Raw genomic sequence first — 19,563 nt, forward strand, 5'->3', positions numbered from 1 at the left:
GCGTTACGAGCCGCACTTAATGTCCCCTCATGGCGGACATATTTGACGCGTACGCGTTGGCCGACGCGTGGGACGAGATGTTTGTGCGGCCGGGTAAGGTCAGGACCGCCTATGAGCCGGTACTGGCGGCGCTGCAGCCGATCGCACCGAGTGAACTGCGTTTCAGAGCTGATCAGATGGCGCGGGCGTTCACCGACCGTGGTGTGACCTACGCCTTCGCGGGCGAAGAGCGGCCGTGGCCGCTGGACCTCGTGCCGCGCATCCTCGACGCCCTCGAATGGGATCTCATACAACGCGGCGTCGGCCAGAGAGTCAGGGCACTGGAGGCCTATCTCGCCGACGCCTATGGTCCCTGCTGCGCCTTCGAGGACGGCGTCGTGCCCTGGCGGCTGCTCCTCAACTCCCCCCATTTCCACCGCGTCGCGCACGGAATCGAGCCTCCCGGGGGCGTGCGCATCCACGTCGCCGGCATCGACCTCGTGCGCGACGAGGCCGGGGACTTCCGGGTGCTGGAGGACAACGTGCGGGTGCCCAGCGGGGTGTCGTACGTGATCGAGAACCGGCGCGCGATGACCCGTATCTTCCCCTCCCTCTTCGCCGAGCAGCACGTGCTGCCCGTCGACGGTTACGGGCACCGCCTGCTGGCTGCCCTGCGTGCCGCCGCGCCGGACGGAACCGCCGACCCCAGGGTCGTGGTGCTGACCCCCGGTCCCAACAACGCGGCCTACTTCGAACACGCGCTGCTCGCCCGGCTGATGGGCGTGCAGCTGGTGGAGGGGCACGACCTGCTGTGCAGGAACAACCGAGTGTGGATGCGCACCACGCGCGGCGAGGTGCCCGTCCACGTCGTGTACCGGCGTCTGGACGACGACTTCCTCGATCCGCTGCACTTCCGGCCCGACTCGGTGATCGGCTGCCCGGGGATCATGAGCGCGGCGATGGCCGGCAACGTCACGCTCGCCAACGCCGTCGGGAACGGGATCGCGGACGACAAGCTGCTCTACACCTACGTCCCGGATCTGATCCGGTACTACCTGTCCGAGGAACCGGTCCTGCCCAATGTGGAGTCCTACCGGCCCGACGAACCGGGGCAGCTGGAGGCGGTCCTTGACCAGATCGAGCAGCTCGTCGTCAAGCCCGTGGACGGAGCGGGCGGTCAGGGCATCGTCATCGGGCCGAAGGCCGATTCCGACACCCTCGAACGCACCCGCAAAGCGGTCATCGCCGACCCGCGCGGCTTCATCGCGCAGCGGCCCGTCGCCCTGTCCACCTCCCCCACCCTCGCCGGCGAGGGCATGGCGCCGCGCCACATCGACCTGCGCCCGTTCGCCGTGCACGACGGCAACGATGTCTGGGTGCTGCCCGGCGGCCTCACTCGCGTCGCCCTCCAGGAGGGCAACCTGATCGTCAACTCCAGTCAGGGCGGCGGCTCCAAGGATACCTGGGTACTCGCCGAGGGCCCCGCTGAGCGGCCGGCCCCCGTCCGCTCCGGCGATCTGCCCGAGGTCGCTCCCCGCCAGCTGGGTCCCGACGGCACCCCCATGCTCGTACAGGAAGGGGCGCAGCAGCAGTGAACGACGTGATCCTCTCCCGGATAGCGGAGGCGCTGACCTGGACCGGGCGGTACGTCGAGCGGGCGGACGCCACCGGCCGGATCCTCGACGCCTATCTGCACCGCATGCTGGAGGACCCCTGGCGCGACGAGGACGTGGCCTGCCGGTCGCTGTACGCGATCCTCGGTGTGGACGCGGGGGCGGAACCGGTGGACATGCAGCAGGTGCTGGACCAGCTCGCGTTCGACGCCCGCTCGACCGGTTCCATCGAGGGAGCGCTGGGCGCCGCTCGGCTCAATGCCCGCAGCGCCCGTGAGGCCGTCTCCTCGGAGATGTGGGAGTGCCTCAACTCCACCTGGCATGCCCTCGCCGACCAGCGGCTCGCCGCCCGCCGTACGGGTCCGTACGCCTATCTGGAGCTCGTCCGACGCCGAGCGGCTCTCTTCTTCGGGCTCGCGGACTCCACGATGAGCCGGGACGACAGCTGGCGGTTCGTCATCCTGGGCCGGAGTCTGGAGCGGGTCGACATGACCGTACGGCTGCTGAGCGTGCGCGTGCTGGACGCAGTGCACGCGCCGGACTGGCCGACGCTGCTGAGCGCGAGCGGCGCCGACGAGGCGTACGCGCGCGTGTACGGCGGTTTCGGCGACACCCCGCGGGTGGCCGAATTCCTGCTTTTGGACCGGGACTTCCCGCGCTCGGCGTTGCATGCGCTGACCACGGCCGAGGAGTGTCTGACTGCGCTGGGCCGCCCGCGCCAGGATCCGGCACGCCGCCCGATCGGCCGCCTGCGAACCCGCCTCGAGTACCTGGACTCGCACGCCCTTGAAGAACAACTACCGGTACTGCTACGGGACTTGCAGCAGGCTTGCATGACGTCCGCCGACGCGGTGGCGGAACGGTTCTTCCCGTACCAGGGGGCCGTCGAGTGGGCCCAGGAAGGGGCGTGAGCATGACCGGCAAGGGAATCCGCCGCCTCCGCATTCGGCACGTCACGCGCGTCTCCTACGCGCACGCCGCCGTCTCCTCGCACAATGAGGTCCGCATGACCCCGCTGACGCTGCCCGGCCAGACCACTCTGGACGGTCGGGTGACCATCGGTCCGGCGGCCGCGACCTGGTCGTACTGGGACTACTGGGGCACCCAGGTGACCGGCTTCGACCTGATGGACCCGCATTCCGACCTCACCATCACCGCGTCCAGCCTGGTCGAGACGGGCCCGCCCGGTCCGCTTCCCGAGCCGCCCGGCTGGGCGGAGGTGGCCGAACGCACCACGCGTTCCCGTCTGCTGGAGTTCGCGAACCCGACGGGGCGTACGACGGTCCCGGTGGAGCTGATCGCCCACGCGCGGGAGGTCACGGCGGGCCTCGACCCGCACGCAACGGCCGTCGCCGTCTCCTCGCTGGTCGCCGACCGGGTGTCGTACCTGCCCGGTACCACCGGCGTGACCACCTCCGCCGCCGAGGCCTGGGAGCAGGGCACTGGCGTCTGCCAGGACATCGCCCACGTCACCATCGCCCTGCTGCGGGGCCTGGGGCTGCCGTCCCGCTACGTCTCCGGCTACCTGCACCCGGAGAAGGAGGCCGAGCTCCACCACCCGGTCGCCGGGCAGAGCCACGCCTGGATCGAGTACTGGGCGGGCGACTGGTGCGGCTACGACCCGACCAACCGCACCCGCGCCGACGAGTCCCACGTGGTGGTCGGCCGTGGCCGCGACTACGACGACGTGCCCCCGCACAAGGGCGTGTACCGGGGGGTGGCGGGCGGGCCGCCGGAGGTTACCGTGGAATTCACACAGGTTGCCTGAACGCGACTGAGGGCCGGGAACCACTCCCGGCCCTCCGGACGACCCCTTCATGACGCGGCACCCGACACCGAGCAGGAGGGTGCGGGGCTGTGTCTGATATGCGGCTCCGCCGCGTGAGCACGAATAGGGTCCGTCTGATAGGTCGCGTGACTCCCCTTGGCGCTGATCGTTCTGGTCCGCGTGGGGCGAGGGGACCTACCGAACGAGAAGTGGGCTCGTCTGGAGCCTCACTTACCGAAGAGCATCGGGCGGGGCAGACGATTTACGGCAGGCGCTGACGCTGGTCAGCCGAGATTTCTGTCAGCTGCCGCCCGTGGCCGGCGTGCTCGTCCGGTCGGCCTACGACGGTATCGAGGATCCGATCGGCCTCGCACTCCACCCCGAGACGCCGGTCAGGTCTCGGACCGGGGCGCAGACGCCGCCGCGCCGGCCCGGTGTCGGTTGTGCTGATGACGTCGCCACGCCGACGCCTGCTGCCCTTCCCGTCCTTCTCGGCGACGGCCTTCCGCCGCGGACTCGGTCGCATCGTCGAGCGGTACACGGGCGACCTATATTGGGCCGCACGAGCCGTTGGAAGGAGTTGACCGGGGGCACGTCCGGACAGGATTACGCCGCACGGTTCGCGGCCCTGGCCCGTAGCGGGAAGGATATGCACGGTGAGGCGCGGTTCTGTGCGTCGCTCGTGCCCGCCGGAGCACGGGTGCTGGACGCCGGGTGCGGTACCGGCCGGGTCATGATTCGGCTCGCGCGTCTCGGGTACGAGTGTGTCGGGGTGGACCTCGATGCGTCGATGCTGGCAGTGGCCCGGAAACAGGCTCCCGAGCTGCCCTGGTTCCAGGCCGATCTGGCCGAATTCGCGCCGGCCGCGCTCGGCGTCGCAGCCGACTTCGATCTCGTGGTCGCGGCGGGCAACATCTTCCCGCTGCTGGCCGCCGGCACCGAGACCACGGTGGTCGAACGCCTGGCCGCGGCCCTGCGCCCAGGCGGTCTGCTGGTGGCCGGCTTCGCAGAAGTGGTCCAGCCGCCGCGCTCCCGCCACGCCGTCCACCATGTGATCTCGGCCCAGGTAGAAGACGTACTCACCGGGACCGAGCAGGCCCCGGCTGTCCAGCGCGATGCCCGAGGGGGCTTCCCCGCAACGTGATCACCGTTGCAAAGAGACAGAGCGGCACGACGATGGCACGGTCGCAGAGACCCACATCACACAGCTTCGTCGTCACACCTCGTCGGACTGTCCGGTCAGTAGTGCGTAACGGCAACTCTGCTAGGAGGATCCATGGATTCGCGTCTCAACTACTACGGCAACTCCCTCGCGACCAAGGTGCTGAAGCACCTCTACTCGGCCAGCAAGGTGTTGTCTGACTCGACGCTGCCGGCCACTGTTCAGCGTCTGGTCGAGATCCGCGCCAGCCAGATCAACGGTTGCGGTTTCTGCACCGACATGCACACCAAGGACGCGGCCCACGCCGGGGAGACCTCGCTGCGGCTCAACCTGGTGGCGGCCTGGCGGGAGGCGACGGTCTTCACCGAGGCCGAGCGCGCCGCGCTGGAGCTGGCCGAGCAGGGCACCCGCATCGCGGACGCGGCCGGCGGGGTCACGGACGAGGCCTGGGCGAACGCCGCCAAGCACTTCGATGAGGACCAGCTCGTCGCGCTGATCTCCCTCATCGCCGTCATCAACAGCTACAACCGCATCAACATCATCAACCAGCAGCCGGCCGGCAGCTACCAGGTCGGCCAGTTCGGCTGATTCAGGGCGTCCGGCCAGGCCGGACCGGTACGGTCCGCTTCCGTGGCTCCTCGCCTGCGGCGAGGAGCCGGACTTCGGGCGCCAGCCGGACAGCACTGAACCATGCGTCGGCTGCGCCTGCCTTCGCGGCCCGGTACTGCGCCGCCTCAATCAATCAGTTCGCATATCCGGCGTGCGTACTGCATCTGACACTGTCCACTGTGATGCCCCATGCATCAGCGCTATGACAATGTTCAGCCGAGATTGCCACGGTGCGATGTGATGCGTTCTCCATGTTGCGGGCCCGAATTGTGGAGGCCACCGACGGCAGGCAGGGTGGTCTCATGACTCCCTGTGCCGGATACACGGCGCACGGCGTGTCACAGACGCCGACCGTGTTTTGTCTTCGCCGTGAAGCAAGTTGTATGAGCCCCGAATTGGCGACGATGAGGTCGTCAGTTCCGGCAGGCCTATGGAGGTGTAGCACAATGCAGGAGATGCACGACATGCACAACATGAACTCAGTGAGTGGTTTCGGTCCCAAGATGCTGGCGGACGTCAAGCCGCCGTTCATTCCCGAGGGTGCTTCGGGGATGACTGTCCTCGTCGAGTGGCCTCCCGGTGACCCCGGCACGCCTGCGCACCGCCATTCGGGGCCGTGTTTCGGCTATGTGATCGAGGGCGAGGTCCGGTGGGAGCTCGAGGGTGAGCCGGAGCGTGTGATCAAGGCCGGTGAGACGTTCTGGGAGCCGGGCGGCGACGTGATCCACTACCAGAACGGCAACGCCCGGTCGGACGCCCCGGTCAAGTACGTCGTGACGATGCTGTGCGCACCGGGTCAGCCGATGCTCACGCTGGTCGACGAGGAGGAACTGGAGAAGCGGGCCCATCTGCGTGCCCCGCGGCCCACCGACTGACCTGCCGCCTGCTGGTACAGGTCGGTGCCGAATGGGGCCCGTCCGCTCCGTGGGCGGGCGCGATGAGGCATGAACGCTGTTGATGTCGTGTACTGCATGCTGACAGTGCAGTTCGCGGCGGCGGCGATTCGCTCGCTGGGGCATGGCGTCCTACGGAGCTCCGGGTGGCGTGGCCGAGTCGACGATTTGCTGCACACCGCCATGGCCCTGGCCATGGCGGTGATGCCGTGGAACTGGGGGCGCATGCTGTGGGAGGCGCCGCTGACGGCCTTCTTCGCAGCCGCCGCAGTGTGGTTCCCGCTGAGCGCTGTCAGCCGCTGTAAGAAGCCGAGACTGACCACAATGGCACGGAGGTTGCCGTGCGCCGTGAGCATGGCCGCGATGGCCTGGATGACGCGCTCCATGGTGGGCCCGTCGCAAGAGCCCCTGGCTGACGGTCTTCCGGCGGCGCACCCAGACGTGCATCTCGGTCACTCGGCAGGGGATGCGAAGGCCGGCAATGTGGTCACCGGAGTCCTGGCGCTTTACCTCATTGTGTGCGCTCTTCGGTCGCTGACCCGTGATATGCCGACGCTGGGCGGAGCTGCAGACGGCGCAGCCGCTTCCCCGAGCGCCAGGGAGGCCTACGACCACTTCTGGGCAGGATCGATGGCCCTGGGAACAGCCATCATGCTGCACATGCACCACTGACCGCCGTCAGCACTCGGGCCGGGCAGGATGCGGTCCCTCCGTATCGGACTCACGGGTCAGCGTGTGGAGGAACGCCGGGCACGCAGGCGGGCCAGCTTCTCCAGTTCCTCCTTGTCGACGAGCGTGAGCATGTGCCGGCCCGGCGAGAGAACGTCTCACCGGACTTGATCACGCGCTCCGGCTCACCCTCCAGCTCGAACCGGACCGCGCGCTCGATCACGTAGCCGGAACAGGGTCCCGAGTGGCGGTGCGGCGGAGTTCAGAGGGGACCAGGAGGCCATTCGACTAGGACGGTCATCCCTGAAGCACCTTCGGGGGTGAAGGGCGGACTGACGTCCGCTGGCATCCTGGGGTCCGAACTACGCACGCTCCAGCCGCAGTACGGGACCTGACCCCGGCTGGAGCTGATCCCCGAGGCCGTCCGTGCCGCGCTGGAAGAGCTGGCCGGTAACGCCCCGCATCTGCTGGCCGGCTTGATCGATGAGGACTGGCACGCCGCTACGGCCGTCCGGTCCGCCTGGGCGAGAACCCCACCCGACCCGGGACCAGGATCAACGCCATCGGCGAAGCCTCTCGGCTCTCTCAGAGGCGACCACCCCAAGTCCTGATGGAGGGCTGAGCCAGGCCCCCACGGACTGGAGTCGGTGTGGTGTGCCGCTTCAATTTTCGCGCGACTCGGCCTGGCGGTGGTGACGGAAAGCGTTGCCACGGAAACGCCGGCTTCCGGTCTGATTCGTGCGCACGGAGTGGGTGCCGGACCGCGAGGAGCTGGTGATGATGTCTGACACCGTCACCAAGTCCGCTCCCCAGCGCATCGCCAAGGACGGCTCGCCGTCGTGGCGGGCACCTCCCGCGAGACCTGCACCCAGGTCCTGCGCGAGTTCGCCGACCGTGGCCTGCTTCGCCTGGCCCGCAGCCGCATCACCACCGACCTCGACCCGGCTTGCCTCCTCGACGAAGCCGGACACCCCGACATGGCGGAGCAATGCGCGTGGAGGGCCATCGGGAAAGCGTGAGGGTGGGAGCCACCACAGGAGGCCTGGGTCGTCAGGTCGCCGCGTTGAACACGTCGGTGCCGAAGCGGCTCAGGCCCTTCTGCCCGGCGTAGCCCAGGTACGGCAGCCCGAACCGGTCCTCGATGCTGGCCAGCAGAGAGTAGTGGTTGTACGGCGTCGTACTCCAGGTGCCGCCCTTGGTGAAGGGAGACAGCACGAGCGCCCCCGTACGGCCGCCGCCGAGGCCGGTGATGCCGGGCAACGGGGTGTTCGGGGCCGGGCCCTCGCCGCAGCAGGCGCTCGCGTCCTCCTGCGGGCCGTCGGACTCGTCGAAGGTGATCACCAGCATGCCGTCCTTCTTGAAGGCCGGGGACGAGGTGATGACCGGAACCCATTGCTTCAGCCAGGCGTCGGCGGAGACCAGTCCGCCCGGACGGCCGTCCACGCACGGGGAGTCGTGGCCGTCGTCGCACAGGTTGGGCGTGATGTAGCTCAGGTCGGGGGTTGTGGTGGTGCTCCGCAGGTCGGCGCCGAGCGTCGAGAGGTCGACGACGTGCTCGGCACAGCTTTCCGGCTGGTCGATGATCGAGTGGAAGTACATGAACGGGTTGTGGCGTGTGGCGTACTCGTCGCCGGTCCTGGCCTTCTGGGTGTCGTCCACCGCGCCGACCGCGGGGTGACGGCACGGGGTGCCCATGTCCTCCATGTACCCCTTCCAGGTGTGTCCCGAGGCGCCCATCTGATCGGCCAGCGTCTGCACGCCGGAGGGGTAGACGCAGCCCTGGCCGACGGCCTGGCCGGGGGAGACGGTTCCGGCCTGGACGAACGACGCGAAGGTCTGGCAGTCGGACTGGGTGTCCGGGTTCGGGGCCTGTCCGGAGACCTGTGCGATGTAGTTGTCCAGGCTGTTGTGGCCGATGCCGTAGTACTGCGACAGCAGCACGCCCTGGGAACGCAGCGTCTGGCTCAGATACGGCGCTTTGGAGCCGGCTCCCCAGGTCTCGTCGTACCCCTTGTTCTCCAGGTTGATCACGAAGACGTGGTGCGGGTCCGCGGCGGGCGCGGCCTCGGCCTGCAGCGCCAGCAGCGTGCCGCCGCCCGCCACGAGGGTGATGAAGGCGGCGGTGAGGATCATCAGGCGGCGCCTGCCGCGCAGGAGACGGTGCTTCATGACGAGGGGAGCTTCCATCCGAGGGAGAGGGCGAGGTCGCGCAGTGCGTGCCACTGCTCGTAGTCGGGGAGTACGGCGGGCGGGCAGGGCAGTCCGACGACGCCGGGCACCGACCACTGCGGGGCGTGGGTGTTCGGCGGGTTGGTGAAGTCGAGCACCTCGACGATGTTGTTCGCCGCGGCGTCCCGGGGCGTGAGGGCGGGCAGGTTCCAGCGCCACTCCATGGCTTTGAGGACCGAGGTGTGGTCGTACACGCCGTGCGCGACATGGCCGCGCTTCGCCCGCGCGGAGATCACCAGGCACGGGGTGCGGAAGCCGCGCAGGCCCCAGTCGGGGTGGGCGTCGGGGGCGGTGGTGGGGGCCACGTGGTCGAAGAAGCCGCCCCACTCGTCGTAGTTGATGACCAGGAGGGTCCGCTCCCAGGCGGGGCCCGTGGTGACGGCGTGGTAGACCTCGTTGAGGAAGTGCTGGCCGGCGCGAATGTCGGCGTGCGGGTGGTCGTCGGCGGAGGTGCCGCTGCCCTCGTCGAGGAACTTGGGGTCGACGAAGGATACCTGGGGCAGGGCGCCGGCGGCGCAGTCGGCGAGGAACTCCGTGTACGGGTGCGAGATGCCGAGGTGCTTGGTGCCCCACAGCGCAGTGAACGGTACGTCGCAGAAGTAGTACTTGCCCTGCAGACCCGCGTCGGCGAGAAGGTCCCAGATGGTGGGGAGCGTCGATAGGTCCGTGGAGTTGTGGATGCGGTCGGTCTGCGCGGCGTGCTGGTAGAAGCGGTTGGGGTACGTCTCGGCCATGATCGCCGAGAAGTAGCGGTCGCAGACCGTCCAGGCGGGCGCGGCCTTGCCGTAGAAGTCGAGGTCCTCCGGCAGGTAGTAGCCGATCGAGAACACGTCGTTGGTCCCGGCGCGCAGCCAGCCGTCGCAGGCGCCGTCGTTGTACTCGATCCGGCCGCCCTCGTAGCTGTGGTCGGGGTCGTTGTACTGGCAGCCCTGTGCGGTGTCCAGGTGGTGAGTGGGGTGGGCGACGCCGTCGCGATCGGTGTATGCCAGGCCGGCCTGCTTGCCGTCGGCGCCGGGCAGCCAGCCCAGGTAGTGGTCGAAGGAACGGTTCTCCATCATCACGACCACGATGTGGTCGATGCCGGAGTCCTGCGGTGCGGGGAGGGAGGCCGCTTGCTGCGTGGAGGGGAAGGCCTGACCGGCCTCGGCCAGCCCTTCCGTGACGAGGGGCGCGGTTGCCGTCGCGGCTACGGCCCCGATGATCAGTCGTCTGCGGGAGATGCTCACAGGGTTCTTATAGCCGCCGCACATACCGGAGGGTAATAATCCGCTTCATGTTTCCAAGGAAGTTCATCGAGCGTTCTGTGGACCGCCATCAGCGTCTACTCGAAGCGGCTGCCTGCATGACGGAGCGGCCAACCGGACCGATGGTTACTCCGAGGCGGTGACCGGCTGCGCCACAACAACGTCGGCACGTCGTACGGACCGACGGCCCCAACGGCGGTGTCCGCTGCAACCTGCTCGGTCTCACTCGAGGCCAGAGGCGGTGAAGCAATTTTGGGTGTCATTCGTGCCGGTCAGTGGGGCAGTCTCCCAGATCACCCCGACGCACAGACCTGTGGTGTCCGCGGTGCCGACCTGTCGGCCACCGCGTCGAGTGGTCCAATTGTCTGTGCCGATAATCTTGTGCTCGTTTGGGGCGGGGGCGGCCGAGCGGGGCCGCCCGGCGGTCTGCGGACCACGGGCACGCGGTGTACGCGTCCCGGCGGGCGAGGGGGATGTTGAGGCCGATGGGTGATGACACTACGGGTGGGGCGGGCGCCGGATTGCGCACGGTGGGCCACGGCAGATACATGCTGCGGCAGCTACTGGGCCAGGGCGGGATGGCCACCGTCCACCTTGCACACGACTCCGTGCTGGAGCGCTCGGTGGCGGTCAAGACGCTCCACACCGGCCTGGGCCACGAGCCGTCCTTCCGCGAGCGGTTCCGCCGCGAGGCACAGGCGGTGGCGCGGCTGAGCCACACCAACATCGTGGCGGTGTTCGACAGTGGTGAAGACGTCGGTTCGGACACCGGCCCGGTGCCGTACATCGTCATGGAGTACGTCGAGGGCGCGTCGCTGTCCGCACTGCTCCGAGAGGAGATCGGCAAGCACGGCGCGATGCCCTGCGACCGTGCTCTGAGGATCACCGCGGATGTGCTCTCGGCGCTGGCCGCCACCCATGAACAGGGCCTGGTCCACAGGGACATCAAGCCGGGCAATGTGATGGTCACCCCGCGCGGGGTGGTGAAGGTGATGGACTTCGGCATCGCCCGCGCGCTGCAGTCCGGGGTGACGTCCATGACGCAGACGGGTGCGGTGGTGGGCACGCCCCAGTACCTTTCGCCGGAGCAGGCGCTGGGCAGGAGCATCGATGCCCGAACCGACCTTTACTCGGTGGGCTGCATGCTGTTCGAACTGCTCACCGGGCGGCCGCCGTTCGACGGGGACACGGCCCTCTCCGTCGCCTATAAGCACATCCAGGAGCAGCCGCCCGCGCCGTCCAGCATGAACCAGGCGATCAGCCCGGCGGTGGACGCCCTGGTGGCCCGAGCACTGAGCAAGGACCCGGCGCTCCGCTTCCCCACCGCCGAGGCGATGCGGGAGGAGGTCGAGCGGGTGCTGTCCGGCCTGCAGGGCGGCGTGAAGTCGCCGCACGGCGCGGTGCCGGGCCTCAGGGGTGTCACACCGGCGAAGCACCCGCGGCGCCGACGTGTCGCATATGCCGCCGGTGCGGCCGTGGTCTTCGCGGCCGGTGGAACCGCCGCGGCCCTCTTGCCTGATCACACTGGGCCCGCCAAGGTTTCGCATAGCAAGCCGTCCGAGGAGAGAAGCAGCCGGGCATCCGGAGGCTTCACCGCGGCGTCTCCGTGGCGGCTCGTCGTCAGCGACCAGATCGGGGGCCGGGACAACGGCTGCACCGTCACGCTGACCAACACCGACACCGGTCAGCAGCAGGTTTTTGAGAACTATGGCACCAAGTCGTTCCTGGCACACACCTCAGGATCGTTTCGATGGGCGGCCAACAACCCGGGCTGCCAGGTGGTCCACCGATCCGGAGCGGGGGCGGCGGTGCTGCCCGCCATCCGGGAGTACGGCACGGGCGACACCGAAGCCTTCAGTGCGCGGGGGCCGATATCCGTGAGGGTGTTGGACTTCAACGGTGCCGGCGACTGCAGGCTTGATCTACGCGACGCTGCAAACGGAGAGGCCGTCGACCTGGGTACAGTCCCCAAAGGCGGCGGCCCGCTGAAACTCGACCCGAGCGGACACTCCCAGGTCTACCTCGCTGATCTGCAGTGCAGTGTGAAGGTCACCGCCGCTCGCCGGTGAGAGCTGACCGGGGACGGCGCACGGCTCGCTTCGTATGCGCGAGAGGCAGTGCTTGCGCTTCACGTGACCCCGGACCGGACCCGCACGAGCTGAGCGACGTACGTTGCAGCTTGGCCGAGTTCTGGTGCACATCGTCGTTGCATTGTCGTACGCGATCGTGATGCCCAGGGCTTCGTAGAGGGGCTTCTCGGCGTCGGCGGCTTGGATACGTTGTGCGATGTCTCCGAGTCTCTCAGTGATCCCGCGGATCTGGTCTGCCGTGAGGGAATCGGGCCTGGCTGCCCGCGTCCTCGAGATCCATGAGGAGATTGCGTCCGAGCTGCACGACCCAGTCCGCGGTGGGGCGAGCGGTGGCGCCCAGGATCCGGATGCGCCGGGTGGAGTGCTCGATGACGGCGAAGACGTACCGACAGCGACCTGGCCCAGGCCCTCGCCGTCCGCGCCCGCGCCCAGCAGGACGCGACATGGATCAAGCAACAGTGCGCCGACCAGCACAGGAAGGGCACGAACTGCCAGGTGCCCTCGAAGGTGGCGTTCGCGTCCACCGCCGATCAGACGCGGAGGTCACGCTGGTGGCCGGCGATGGCGAGCACGGCCGTGGACTGCTCTTCGGCCTTGGGCTTGTGCAGTTCGAGGAGCACGCCGCGTCGGTCGCCCTCCGTGACGGTCCACCAAGCCCGCAGGGACGATGCCACGCGACCGAAAAGCCCTGGATAAAGCTCACTTAACAGGCGGAAACGCCCCTAAGGGAACTGAGTCTTTATCAGAACCGGAACTGATCATGCCGATTTCAGGGCTAGTCCTAACTGATCATGGCCAGATATATCTCTCCTCGAACTCGGGCGACATGGAGTCGCTGAGGCTCGAAGGAGGCGTCTTCCATGCCCAGTCGGCTTGGGATTCCCCGGCGAAGACCACCCAGATTGCTGTCCCGGCGCTGGAGTCTGCGCGTCGTAGGCACGCTGGTCCTCTCGCTCACCGCACAGGCGGCGGCCACGGTGAGCGGGACAGGACAGGCGGTCGCGGACAACCTCAGATGGCAACAATCGGCGCAGAAGCACGTCCCACATGGGAAAACGCGGGCAAAGGCCAACGGCCCGCTCACCGCTTCCGACGTCGCCTCGGCGATCGCCACAGCGCGGCTGCGCAAGCGCAAGGTCGAGATCCTGGACGAGTTGACCGCCCAGACGACGACCTGGGCCAACCCCAACGGTTCGCTGACCACCAACTCCTATGCCGCGCCGGTCCGGTTCAAGCGGAACAAGGCGTGGGTCGATGTGAACACCACGCTCCAGGTGGCCGCTGACGGCACGGTCGCTCCCAAGGCGCAGCCGGACGGTCTGCGACTGGCGGACGGCGGCAGGAACGCCGTTCTCGCCGTACAGGGCACGGGCAGGCACAAGGTCGCGGTGGGCTGGAAGGGCACGTTGCCCAAGCCCTCCCTGCACGGCGACACCGCCCGGTACTCCAACGTCACACCGGGCGCGGACGTGACCGTCCAGGCGACGCGGACCGGCTTCGAGGAGAACGTCGTCCTGAAGTCCCGTCCGACGGCCGGCTATTCGGTCACCATCCCGGTCTCCGCCAAAGGTCTGACCGCCAAGCAGGCGAAGAACGGATCGATCACGTTCACCAACGCGGCCGGAAAGATCGCCGGACGCATCCCCGCACCGGCGATGTGGGACGCCAAGGTCGACGCCAAGTCGCTGGAACACACCCACCGCATGCGGGTATCCATGTCGATGAAGCAGTCCGGCGACACGGTGGACCTCACCCTCACCCCGGACGCGAAGTTCCTGGCCGACCCCGCGACCCGGTACCCGGTCACCGTCGACCCCTCCGCGACCCTGTCCACCGTGCTGGACACGTTCGTGGAGAACACCGACGCCACGGCCGAGTACCTGTCGACCGACCTGAAGCTGGGCACCTACGACGCGGGAACCGATGTCGCCCGCTCCTTCCTGCAGTTCCCGGTCTCCCAGCTGGACAACACCAAGATCCTGTCCTCGTCGCTGAACCTGTACGAGTACTGGTCCGGCAACTGTGTGCAGAACTCCTGGGAGTTGTGGCAGACCGGCGCCGCCGGCTCCGGCACCCTCTGGTCGAACCAGCCAGCGTGGACGACGAAGTACGCCACCACCACCCAGACCAAGGGGTACCCGTCCTCCTGCGGAGGTTCCATACCGGCCGGCTGGGTGTCGATCGATCCCACCACGCTGCTGCAGTACGCGGGTGACCACGGCTACAGCTACTCCAACATGGGTATCCGGGCGACCAACGAGACCGACTCCAACAGCTGGAAGCGGTTCTACTCGGCCAACGCGCCCAGCAACGTGCCGTATCTGTCGGTGACGTACAACTCGTACCCGATGACCTCCGCGCCGACGGTGGCACCCGGTGTCTCCTCGGTCTCCGGATCCACCACCACCCTGTACAGCAACACCACCACCCCGCAGCTGCAGGCCACGGTGACGGACGCCGACGGCGGCAACGTCATGTCCCAGTGGAACGTCTACGACACCACCGGCGGCGGCAACACTCAGGTCATCGCGAACCTCAACGGCTCCTGGACGGACTCGGGCGGCATCTCCAGCGCCACCGTGCCCGCTGGCAAGCTGGTGGACGGCCACACCTACACGGCCTGGCCGTGGGGATACGACGGCTCGCTGTGGGCCAGGCAGACCGTGCCGAGAGGCCTGGTCTTCACCGTCGACACCACCAAGCCGGGTGCGCCGACGGTCTCCTCGACCGACTACCCCTCCGGAGCGTGGGCGAAGGGGGCCGGCCAGGCCGGCAACTTCACCATCACTCCGCCCACCTCCGGCACCGACACCTCTGGCGTGGTCTGGCAGGTGGACGCGAACATGCCGACGACCACCGCGACCACCGGCAGCGCGGTGACGGTGTCGGTCACCCCGCCGACCGACGGTTCGCACACCCTCACCGTCGCCACCCGGGACCTGGCGGGCAACCTCTCCTCCTCGACGAGCTACCAGTTCAACGCGGGCGCGGGAGCCGTGACCGCGCCTGAGGAGGGCACCCGTACCGACAAGCGGGTCACCCTGGCCGCGGCCGGGCCCAGCACCGCGCAGTCGGTGACCTTCCAGTACCGGCGCTCGGCCACCGATGCGTGGACCACGGTCCCGGTCGCGAATGTGACCAACGGCGGCAACCCCGTCTCCGCCTGGCCGGTCAACATGGTCAGCGGGGCCTCTCCGTCCCTGCTGTGGGATGTCGCCTCCACTCTGGGCGACGACGGGTCCGTGCAGGTCCGTGGCGAGTTCGCCACCGGTTCTGGGACCTATGACTCCTCGGCGGTCACCTTCACCCTGGACCGGTTGTCCTCGCAGTCGGCGACCTCTCAGGTCGGCCCCGGGACGGTGAACCTGTCGACGGGCGACTACTCGCTGTCGGCCACCGATGCGTCGGCGTTCGGCATCTCGGTCGGCCGCAGCAGCTCCTCCCGGAACCCTTCCAACGGATCGCTGACCGGACTGGCCGCCCCGTTCGGACCGCAGTGGACCATGGGCGACGTCTCCGCCAACGCGGCAACGGCCTACACCGAGATCCGCCCGGTGACCCCCACCGCCGTCCAGCTCGTGCTGGCGGACGGCAGCGAGGTGGCCTTCACCAAGAACAGCGACGGATCCTGGACGCCTGAGCCCGGCCGGGAGTCGTACGCCCTCAGCTACAACAGCTCGGCGGACAAGTACACGCTCACCGACGACAACGGCACCGTGACGGTGTTCGCCAAGTCAGCGAGCACCGCCGGGGTGTGGACGCTGGCCAGTACCACGCCGACCGGTTCGGGCAACGCCAGCCTGTACCGCTTCGACGCCGTGACCCAGGGCGGCGCCACCCTGATGCGGCCGGCCCGGATCGCCGCACCCACCTCCGCGGCCTCCGACCTGAACGCCTCGTGCCTGACCCCGGCCACCCCCGCTGTCGGCTGCCGTGTGCTGGAAGTCGACTACGCGTCGGCCACCACGGCCACCGGCACGACCGACGGCACCTTCGGCGACTACTCGGGCCAGGTCGACCAGATCGTGCTGTGGGCCACCGACCCGGCCGACGGCACCGAGACCTCCACGGTCGTGGCCCAGTACGCATACGACTCGAGCGGCATGCTGCGCCAGGTGTGGGACCCCCGGATCAGCCCCCACCTGGTCACCTCCTACTCCTACGACACCACCGGCCGGGTCACCACGCTGACGCCGCCCGGCCAGCTTCCGTGGACGTTCGCCTACGGAACCGCGGGCACCGACGGCGACAGCAACGCCGGCCGGCTGCTCTCGGCCTCCCGGCCGACCCTGGCCCCCGGTACCGCGTCGACCACCAACGGCACCGCCACCACGAACCTGGTGTACGACGTGCCGCTGACCACCGGCGCGGGCGGCCCCGACGCCATGGGGACCTCGGACGTGGCGGCATGGGCGCAGAGCGACGTGCCCACCGACGCGACCGCGGTCTTCCCACCCGACCAGACCCCGGCGTCCCACACCGGAGCGGGAAACCTGGCCTCCGGCGACTACACCCGGGCCACCGTGCACTACCTCGACGTCTCGGGGCGTGAGGTCAACACCGCCGCACCGGGCGGCCACATCACCACCACCGAGTACGACGGAAACGGCAAGACCGTCCGTGAACTGTCCGCGTCCAACCGCGAACTGGCCCTCGCGACAAGCTCCAACGCAGAGCTGGTCACCCTGGGCCTGTCCTCGATGACCACCGCCCAGCGCGCGACAGCCCTGTCCACCCAGTACGTCTACGACGCGAGCGGTCTCGACGAGACCGACACCTACGGGCCGACCCACCAGGTCAGCCTGCAGCACGCGGTCGCGGCTTCCGGATCGTCCGCCGCGCTCGCCGCGGGCACCGTGGTGGCGGCACGGGCCCACATCCACAACACCTTCGACGAGGGCCGGCCCACCGACGGCAGCGCCAACGTCGCAGACGAGATCACCACGACGGTCACCGGCATCAGCATCCCGGGATACGCCTCGGACGCCGACACCCGCACCGTGAAGACCTACTACGACTGGACCCTCGGCAAGCCGGTCAGGTCCGTCACCGATCCGACCGGTCTGGCCATCACCACGACCAAGTCGTACAACAGCCAGGGGTCGACGACCTCGACGTCCCTGCCCGCCTCCAGCGGTTCGGACGCCGGAACGACCACGACCAGCTACTACACGGCCACCGGCTCGGCTCCCTGCGGCGGTCATCCGGACTGGGCGGACCTGGTCTGCCAGACGGGACCGGCCGCGAACATCACCGGCGGCGGCTCCAACCCGGCTCAGCGGGTGACCTCCACGACCACCTACGACATGTACGGAACGGTCGCCACGGTCACCGAGACCGCGAACGGCGTCACCCGGACCACCACCACCTCGCACGACAGCGCCGACCGCCCGGTCCAGGTGACGATCACCGGCGGGGTCGGCCAAGCGGTGCAGACCACCACCACCGACTACGACCCGGGCAGCGGCCAGGAGTCGTCGACCAATGGCACCGACGGGCGCAGCGTCAGCCAGGCCTACGACCAGCTCGGCCGGCTGATGAGCTCGACCGACGCCGACGGCAACACCGCGGCCACCCAGTACGACGCGCTGGACCGGCCCACCAAGGTGACCGACTCCGCCCCGTCCGCGACCACCTACACCTACGACACCGCGCAGGACCCGCGCGGCCTGCTCACCTCCCAGACCGACTCCAACGCCGGCACCTTCACGGCCGGTTACGACGCCGACGGCAACCTGGCCACTGAGGCCATGCCCGGCTCGGTCACGATGCGGCAGACCCTGGACACCACGGGCCGTACCACCGCCCGCAGTTACACCGACTCGTCGGGCAACGTGCTGGTCAGTGACCAGGCGACGTTCTCCGCGAGCGGGCAGCAGGCCGGCCACGCGCTGTCCACCTCAGGCGGGCTCGGCGTCGACGACAGCTACGGCTACGACGCGGCCGGGCGGCTCGCCTCGGTGGCCGAGACGGCGATCCAGGGCCAGGCGAAGACCTGCACGCAGCGGACCTACGCCTTCGACGCCGACTCCAACCGCACCTCACTGACCACCGCCGTGGGCACAACCACCCTCGACGGCTCCACCCCGAGCTGCCCCGCCAGCGGCGGCACGGTGAACACCTACAGCTACGACAGCGCGGACCGGCTGGTCACCAGCGGATACACCTACGACGCCTTCGGCCGCACCACGGCCGAACCAGGCGGCACCACCACCGCCTACTACGTCAACGACCTCGTCTACCAGCAGACCAAGGGCACCGGCAGGTCCACCTGGCTGACCGACCCCACAGGCCGCATCCGGGCCTACACCACCGAGTCCGACGCCACCGGCACCTGGACGCAGACCGCGTCGAGGACCAACCACTACGACGGCTCCTCCAACGCTCCCTCCTGGACCGTCGAAAACACCACATCGGGCGCCTACACCCGCCAGATCGCCGACATCACCGGGGATCTGGGTGCCAGCTACTCCTCGTCGAACGGCGACATCACCCTGCAACTCAGCGATCTGCACGGGGACATCACCATGTCCCTGCCGATCAACGACGCGGGCGCGTCGGTGACCGTGACGGCCACCGACGAGTACGGCAACCCGATCGCCACCACCCCCAGCACCCGCTACGACTGGCTCGGCAGCAAGGAGGTCTCCAGCGAGACGCCCACCGAGGACGTACTGATGGGCGCGCGGCTCTACAACCCGGCACTCGGGCGCTTCCTGTCGGTCGACCCCGTACCGGGCGGCGGCGCCAACGACTACGTCTACTGCTCGGGTGACCCGGTCAACTGCACCGACCTGAGCGGCCGGTACGACGACGGCAACATCGCGCAGAGCACTTCGGCCGAGCGGCACTGGTGCTACTGGCCCTGGCACTGGCGGATCTGCGCCTACATCGCAGCGGACGCCTACGCCGCACGCTCCGAGGCCACGTATCTCTTCGGCAGCGTGAACGGCCGCAGCTACGGCGATGCCTTCCAGCACATCCTGTGGATGGCACTCCTCTCCTACGATGTGGGGGCGGGAACCGCACGCGCCGCGGGGCAACGCCATGAGGACTTCTCCGGCAACGATTCCAGATACATGGCGCTGCACAACAACAACATCGGCATCGAAGTCGGCGAGGTCATGCACTACTACCACTATTCGCGCGGCGGGCGGGCATTCGCCCGGACCGTTGTCTGGTGGTCGTGGCTGGAGGCCTGCTACGGGGACGCCTATGTGCCGCGTTATGTCGGTTACCAGGCGAGGGTGTGTTATGGGTGATGGCGCAGCGCGGCTGCCGAGACGGCTCTGGCCTCGCTCTCGTCG

Annotated in this window: 13 protein-coding genes and 2 pseudogenes; 10 read left to right on the forward strand and 5 right to left on the reverse strand. The window is 68.7% G+C overall.

Going from position 1 to position 19,563, the window contains the following annotated elements; genetic code table 11:
* Positions 1-29 precede the first annotated feature (29 nt).
* The 7 genes from ACWCQS_RS05525 (at position 30) to ACWCQS_RS05555 (ending at position 6,696) form a co-directional block, all read left to right on the forward strand.
* The gene (locus ACWCQS_RS05525; RefSeq protein ID WP_451003239.1) at positions 30-1,574 is read left to right on the forward strand and encodes a circularly permuted type 2 ATP-grasp protein; all 1,545 of its coding nucleotides are present in this window, start codon (positions 30-32) and stop codon (positions 1,572-1,574) included.
* The gene (locus tag ACWCQS_RS05530) at positions 1,571-2,503 is read left to right on the forward strand and encodes an alpha-E domain-containing protein (RefSeq protein ID WP_433453913.1); all 933 of its coding nucleotides are present in this window, start codon (positions 1,571-1,573) and stop codon (positions 2,501-2,503) included. Before ACWCQS_RS05525 ends, ACWCQS_RS05530 begins: the two co-directional genes overlap by 4 nt.
* 2 nt (positions 2,504-2,505) lie before the next feature.
* Positions 2,506-3,360, forward strand: coding sequence for a transglutaminase family protein (locus tag ACWCQS_RS05535; RefSeq protein ID WP_451003240.1), 855 nt, complete (start codon positions 2,506-2,508; stop codon positions 3,358-3,360).
* Positions 3,361-3,940: 580 nt separating this feature from the next.
* Positions 3,941-4,504 (forward strand): class I SAM-dependent methyltransferase, encoded by a 564-nt coding sequence (locus ACWCQS_RS05540; RefSeq protein ID WP_451003241.1) that lies wholly within the window; start codon positions 3,941-3,943, stop codon positions 4,502-4,504.
* 132 nt (positions 4,505-4,636) lie between these two features.
* The gene (locus tag ACWCQS_RS05545; protein WP_451003242.1) at positions 4,637-5,110 is read left to right on the forward strand and encodes a carboxymuconolactone decarboxylase family protein; all 474 of its coding nucleotides are present in this window, start codon (positions 4,637-4,639) and stop codon (positions 5,108-5,110) included.
* A gap of 485 nt (positions 5,111-5,595) precedes the next feature.
* Positions 5,596-6,006, forward strand: coding sequence for a cupin domain-containing protein (locus tag ACWCQS_RS05550; RefSeq protein WP_451003512.1), 411 nt, complete (start codon positions 5,596-5,598; stop codon positions 6,004-6,006).
* 69 nt (positions 6,007-6,075) lie between these two features.
* Positions 6,076-6,696 carry a DUF5134 domain-containing protein gene (locus ACWCQS_RS05555; RefSeq protein WP_451003243.1) on the forward strand — a complete coding sequence of 207 codons (621 nt, stop codon included), beginning with the start codon at positions 6,076-6,078 and terminating at the stop codon, positions 6,694-6,696.
* A gap of 56 nt (positions 6,697-6,752) precedes the next feature.
* Here the strand turns inward: ACWCQS_RS05555 and ACWCQS_RS05560 are convergent.
* Positions 6,753-7,042: pseudogene (locus tag ACWCQS_RS05560) on the reverse strand (hypothetical protein).
* Between the two features lie 490 nt (positions 7,043-7,532).
* Here ACWCQS_RS05560 and ACWCQS_RS05565 point away from each other — a divergent pair.
* Positions 7,533-7,712: a helix-turn-helix domain-containing protein gene (locus tag ACWCQS_RS05565; RefSeq protein ID WP_451003244.1), complete on the forward strand. Its 180-nt coding sequence runs from the start codon at positions 7,533-7,535 to the stop codon at positions 7,710-7,712.
* Positions 7,713-7,743: 31 nt separating this feature from the next.
* On the opposite strand, the gene ACWCQS_RS05570 is transcribed toward ACWCQS_RS05565, so the two are convergent.
* Together ACWCQS_RS05570 and ACWCQS_RS05575 are read right to left on the reverse strand one after the other, a co-directional pair.
* Positions 7,744-8,862, reverse strand: coding sequence for an alkaline phosphatase family protein (locus ACWCQS_RS05570; RefSeq protein WP_451003245.1), 1,119 nt, complete (start codon positions 8,860-8,862; stop codon positions 7,744-7,746).
* Positions 8,859-10,148, reverse strand: a complete 1,290-nt coding sequence (locus ACWCQS_RS05575; RefSeq protein WP_451003246.1) for an alkaline phosphatase family protein — start codon at positions 10,146-10,148, stop codon at positions 8,859-8,861. The genes ACWCQS_RS05570 and ACWCQS_RS05575 overlap by 4 nt, the downstream gene beginning before the upstream one ends.
* Before the next feature lie 503 nt (positions 10,149-10,651).
* On the opposite strand from ACWCQS_RS05575, the gene ACWCQS_RS05580 reads away from it, so the two are divergent.
* The gene (locus ACWCQS_RS05580) at positions 10,652-12,235 is read left to right on the forward strand and encodes a protein kinase domain-containing protein (RefSeq protein ID WP_451003247.1); all 1,584 of its coding nucleotides are present in this window, start codon (positions 10,652-10,654) and stop codon (positions 12,233-12,235) included.
* Between the two features lie 265 nt (positions 12,236-12,500).
* Here the strand turns inward: ACWCQS_RS05580 and ACWCQS_RS05585 are convergent.
* Together ACWCQS_RS05585 and ACWCQS_RS05590 are read right to left on the reverse strand one after the other, a co-directional pair.
* A pseudogene (locus ACWCQS_RS05585) lies at positions 12,501-12,641 on the reverse strand (integrase); the annotation flags it as partial.
* A gap of 145 nt (positions 12,642-12,786) precedes the next feature.
* Positions 12,787-12,930, reverse strand: a complete 144-nt coding sequence (locus ACWCQS_RS05590; protein ID WP_451003248.1) for a hypothetical protein — start codon at positions 12,928-12,930, stop codon at positions 12,787-12,789.
* Positions 12,931-13,116: 186 nt separating this feature from the next.
* On the opposite strand from ACWCQS_RS05590, the gene ACWCQS_RS05595 reads away from it, so the two are divergent.
* Entirely contained in the window at positions 13,117-19,518 is a 6,402-nt protein-coding gene (locus tag ACWCQS_RS05595; protein WP_451003249.1) for a DNRLRE domain-containing protein, read from the forward strand.
* The last annotated feature ends 45 nt before the right edge of the window (positions 19,519-19,563 follow it).

The organism is Streptomyces sp. NPDC002076 (genome assembly GCF_053593835.1).

Bases quoted from the DNA above. Each gene is read 5' to 3' on its own strand.
- ACWCQS_RS05555 (WP_451003243.1), top strand. From the start codon at position 6,076: ATGAACGCTGTTGATGTCGTGTACTGCATGCTGACAGTGCAGTTCGCG.
- ACWCQS_RS05545 (WP_451003242.1), top strand. From the start codon at position 4,637: ATGGATTCGCGTCTCAACTACTACGGCAACTCCCTCGCGACCAAGGTG.
- ACWCQS_RS05550 (WP_451003512.1), top strand. From the start codon at position 5,596: ATGCACAACATGAACTCAGTGAGTGGTTTCGGTCCCAAGATGCTGGCG.
- ACWCQS_RS05595 (WP_451003249.1), top strand. From the start codon at position 13,117: ATGCCCAGTCGGCTTGGGATTCCCCGGCGAAGACCACCCAGATTGCTG.
- ACWCQS_RS05535 (WP_451003240.1), top strand. From the start codon at position 2,506: ATGACCGGCAAGGGAATCCGCCGCCTCCGCATTCGGCACGTCACGCGC.
- ACWCQS_RS05580 (WP_451003247.1), top strand. From the start codon at position 10,652: ATGGGTGATGACACTACGGGTGGGGCGGGCGCCGGATTGCGCACGGTG.
- ACWCQS_RS05525 (WP_451003239.1), top strand. From the start codon at position 30: ATGGCGGACATATTTGACGCGTACGCGTTGGCCGACGCGTGGGACGAG.
- ACWCQS_RS05570 (WP_451003245.1), bottom strand. From the start codon at position 8,862: ATGAAGCACCGTCTCCTGCGCGGCAGGCGCCGCCTGATGATCCTCACC.